Below are 4,011 nucleotides of genomic sequence, written 5' to 3'. Positions count from 1 at the left end.
CGAAGGTAGCCATGGCTAAAGTCATTAAAACGTTTAAACTGAATCCCGACTGTCATTGTACATCGAAATATCTGAATAACCTCATTGAGCAAGATCACCGTCATATTAAAGTAAGAAAGACAAGATATCAAAGTATCAATACGGCAAAGAGTACTTTAAAAGGCATTGAATGTATTTACGGATTATATAAAAAGAACCGTAGGTCTCTTCAGATCTACGGATTTTCTCCATGCCACGAAATTAACATCATGCTAGCAAGTTAAACGAACACTGACATGATATATTAGTGGTTAGCTATATTTTTTACTTTGCAACAGAACCTTTTAGTGCCTAATTAATTATTTTAGCTACCAAACAAACGACTCCAAAACCCCTTTTTAGGTGTTTCTTCTTTCCTATCCTCAGGCCCACTCTCTATTTCTTCAGATGGTTTATCATCTTTCGCTAATACGTCTTCGTTTTCACTGTCACCCTTTTTCTCTTCAGTTATATCCTTATGATTTACTTCTGCTTCTATTGGTTGGCTTTTCTTTTGTTGTTGGTTGATATTTTGAGGTTCTTCAGTAAAAGTTGCTTCTTGCGGATTAATGCTTTGTCTATCATTAGTCGCTGTATCAAAAGAGTAATTAAGCTGTCTTTCTTCTTCTAATTGATTTTCTAGTTTTTGAATCTTTTTATTACTTTCTAAAGCTAATATTTGTTGATTCTCCAACAGTTTATTTAATGTATTAACATTGCTATTTTGTTGATCTAGTTGTTTAGTTAAATTCTCAATATATTTTTCATCATTTTTAGCTCTAGTTTCAAAGATTTCTATTTGCTTTTCTAATTCATTTGCTTTTGTTTTTAATGTCTCAAAACTATTTGAATTATTATATATATACTTTTCAACCTCTGCAGTATTTTCATCAAATCTTTCTTTTTTTATTGATTCTTTATTTTGCGTTGTACTTTCTTTCTTAGTAATCTTTTCTATAATTTTCAAACAATCATTATCATTAATATAATTAATTCCATTTTCTTTTTCAAAAGATATATTTAATCTTTTAGCATTATTAACAATAGTTTGTTTAGTTACATTCAATTCATCAGCAACCATTTTAATAGTTTTCATAACATCCATCCTTAGGCACCTAATTTAGTACCTAAATTTTACCACCTAACAAATATTATTTCATCTTTTGCTATCTAATTTTACTACCTAAGTACCTAATTAGCCGCCTATCGAAGATTTTCAACGCCTAATTAGGTACTAAATTAATAAATTTTATCATTTTGAAGTTGTAATGTGCTTTTAACTACACTTAAAACGCTTTATATACGATCTTAAAAGTGTTAATATTACTTTATGAATATTAAAAGAGCCGATGCTATTGGCGTAGCATCGACTCTCGGTAATAAAACGATTCGCATTCGTCTGTTTATATAATTTTTTGATACTTGTATTATATATATCTAATCATCTAAGTGCAAGCACAAAACATATAACTTACGTAAAAATTGTTTTATTACCTCAATCCAAAAAAGTGGAAATGAGGTTTTTATTATGCCCAATTTTGAGAAATACAATTTATCACAAGTAAAAACTGAAAGATTTTATCAACTGCCTAAATATTTATTTGAAGATACATATTTTAAGAAAATGTCCGCAGAAGCCAAAATTATGTATGCATTATTAAAAGATCGTTTTGAATTATCCATCCAAAATGAATGGGTAGATAAAAATAATAACATTTACTTTATTTTCAGTAATAAACATTTGTGCGAGTACTTAGGTTATGCAGAGCAAAAAATCATAAAATTGAAAAAAGAGTTAGTAAATTTTAATTTACTAACTCAAGAACGTGTTGGCCTTAATAAACCCAATAGATTATATTTATTAAAACCCAATTATGATATGGAAGTCAGTCGTACCAAGGAACTTCCAAATTCACAGTTCCAGAACAATGAATTTGGAAGTTCTAGAACTGTGAATCTAAGTGGTCAAGAACTTCCAAATTCACAGTCTAATGATACTGACTTAAATAATACTGATAATATAGAAACTGATAATAATGATACGTATGATATGAATGATATATATAACAATTCAACAAGTCATAATCATTCGGATCATACAAATCATCAACAAACCGAATTTAATAATGATGCGCTTAAGTTCCAAGTACTCGAAGAATTGCCACAACAACTTCAAGATTATTTAAGTAAATTTGAAATTAGAGAAATCCGAATTATTAAAAGTGTATTACTCAAAGGGAAGAAATCATTTAATAATGCACATTATACCTATTATCGTTTAGAAGATGTTGAATTTGAAATTGTAAGTGTGTTGAAACGTTTTAAAGCAATGCTGCTACAAAAAAATGAAACCGTCGAAACAATGCAAGGATATTTAATGCAATCCATTAAAGCTGAACTTGAAGAAACTCATGCACTTTATATGCGACGTCAAAATATGTCTAAATATAATGTTTTCAACCAATAGTTCAAATAACCTTATAATAATTCTAATTGATAAAATACTATTGTATTCATTCGGCCCATATTTAACTTTTAATATGTGTATAATAAAAATAGGTATCATTTATCAAAATTTGTTTTAAAAGCTTTAAAATACAGCTTAAAACCCCAATAAACTCATAATCCACCCTAAACACAATTCACAATATCATTATTCTTGAACTCGATCAGAATTATGACGTCGTGAATCTAAATATTCCGCAAAAAAGTAAGTTCGTTGGATAATCAGATTTAAATACGATGGATGATGTTGTCGCGCATATATTACTAGGCTTTGAAATTCTGTAAAGTCTTGGCTTTCAATCATATCAATAATGTCATTAAAAATTTCAGATTGTCCTTGCTCAAGTAAAAATTGATTTAGATCAAACCCACAACCACTTTCAATATCGTTGATATCATAAGGGGTTTTATCTGGATTAGATGCATGAATAAAATAGTCGAACATCCCTTTAGGAGACATAATAATTTCAATGTGACTCGGCGTATTTAAGTTTTGCTGAAGTAATTCAGAGACTTGAGAATAACTTTTTAAAGAATCAAAGAATAAAGCACCGTGTTTATGTGACTTCTTAATTTCTCCTGTCGATCGATCAATATCTTGATTATGCCACGGACTTAAAATATAAGGAATGTGCACCTGTTCCAAAATATCTTGATAATTAGATGGTGTGCTATCTTCATATATTAAGAAAGCCCACTTATTCGAACGTTTATCTTTCGTCATCATGGACATCCTTTCTGTGATTATTGATTAATGATGCCATGGGGGTCGTAGTAACCCCATGGCATGGAGTTAACAACGCGCTTGTGTTTATCACTACGTGAACCACAGCGCGTTGTTAACTCAACGTTTATGACCGATAAACCATTGATAACGATGATGACGTTGAGTTGTTGAGAAGTAATAACTGGGGTGTAAATGGGTGATTTCTTCATAAATCTGAGGTTCAATCGTTTTTAATATTTCATGTGCCTGCTGCTTGCGAGGAATTTTAATCGCTACACGGAATTCATTTTGACGAACATCAACAAGTGACCTCCCAACGACTTTATTAAAATAGCGTTCGACAGAGTTGGTTTTAGTTTCGCCGGTTTGTTGCCAATCTTTTGAGGATGTTGTGTCGATATCTTGTTTAAGATAATATCGTAAAACCATCGTATGATAAATAGATTTAATATGATTCGTGAGTTGGTCTTTCAATAAACGAATCATTAAACCGATAATAATTAATATCAACACTAATCCTAATAAGTAAAATGTAAATTGATATAAACCATTTGAAACGACAGTGATATAGTGTGAGACGTTTCGCGTATTGATGATATCAATTTGAGATACAGTGATGTTTAATAGAACAAAGAGGGTTCTGTTGCAAAGTTAAAAATTACATCATATATATATACAAAAAAATGAAACATTAATCAAATTAAATGGAACAACTTCTTATTAAAACAACGTTAAAGATTCTGACTTTGTATAGAACTGTA

Annotated in this window: 5 protein-coding genes; 2 read left to right on the top strand and 3 right to left on the bottom strand. The window is 30.0% G+C overall.

What is annotated here, in order from left to right; genetic code table 11:
- Nucleotides 1–263, top strand: a 263-nt coding sequence (locus CD155_RS09995; protein ID WP_142382856.1) for a DDE-type integrase/transposase/recombinase, incomplete at its 5' end; no start/stop codon positions are given.
- Between the two features lie 80 nt (nt 264–343).
- Here the strand turns inward: CD155_RS09995 and CD155_RS09990 are convergent.
- On the bottom strand, nt 344–1,114 hold the full coding sequence (locus tag CD155_RS09990; protein ID WP_103213239.1) for a DUF536 domain-containing protein: 771 nt from the start codon (nt 1,112–1,114) through the stop codon (nt 344–346).
- Between the two features lie 432 nt (nt 1,115–1,546).
- Here CD155_RS09990 and CD155_RS09985 point away from each other — a divergent pair, with 432 nt between their 5' ends.
- Entirely contained in the window at nt 1,547–2,485 is a 939-nt protein-coding gene (locus CD155_RS09985; RefSeq protein WP_060554444.1) for a replication initiator protein A, read from the top strand.
- 186 nt (nt 2,486–2,671) lie between these two features.
- Here CD155_RS09985 and CD155_RS09980 read toward each other — a convergent pair whose 3' ends face one another.
- Together CD155_RS09980 and CD155_RS09975 are read right to left on the bottom strand one after the other, a co-directional pair.
- On the bottom strand, nt 2,672–3,247 hold the full coding sequence (locus tag CD155_RS09980) for a replication protein (protein ID WP_103213238.1): 576 nt from the start codon (nt 3,245–3,247) through the stop codon (nt 2,672–2,674).
- A 120-nt stretch (nt 3,248–3,367) separates the two neighbouring features.
- Nucleotides 3,368–3,763: a hypothetical protein gene (locus CD155_RS09975; protein WP_258026357.1), complete on the bottom strand. Its 396-nt coding sequence runs from the start codon at nt 3,761–3,763 to the stop codon at nt 3,368–3,370.
- Nucleotides 3,764–4,011: the final 248 nt, after the last annotated feature.

Origin of the sequence: Staphylococcus caprae (assembly GCF_002902725.1) — a bacterium.
GTDB classification, from domain to species: Bacteria; Bacillota; Bacilli; order Staphylococcales; family Staphylococcaceae; genus Staphylococcus; species Staphylococcus caprae.
The sequence above is the reverse complement of the archived record's forward strand: the minus strand, read 5'-3'. Positions and strand labels throughout refer to the sequence as shown.

Excerpts from the sequence above, each read along its gene's own strand:
- CD155_RS09990 (WP_103213239.1), bottom strand. The coding sequence starts at position 1,114 with ATGAAAACTATTAAAATGGTTGCTGATGAATTGAATGTAACTAAACAA.
- CD155_RS09985 (WP_060554444.1), top strand. The coding sequence starts at position 1,547 with ATGCCCAATTTTGAGAAATACAATTTATCACAAGTAAAAACTGAAAGA.
- CD155_RS09980 (WP_103213238.1), bottom strand. The coding sequence starts at position 3,247 with ATGACGAAAGATAAACGTTCGAATAAGTGGGCTTTCTTAATATATGAA.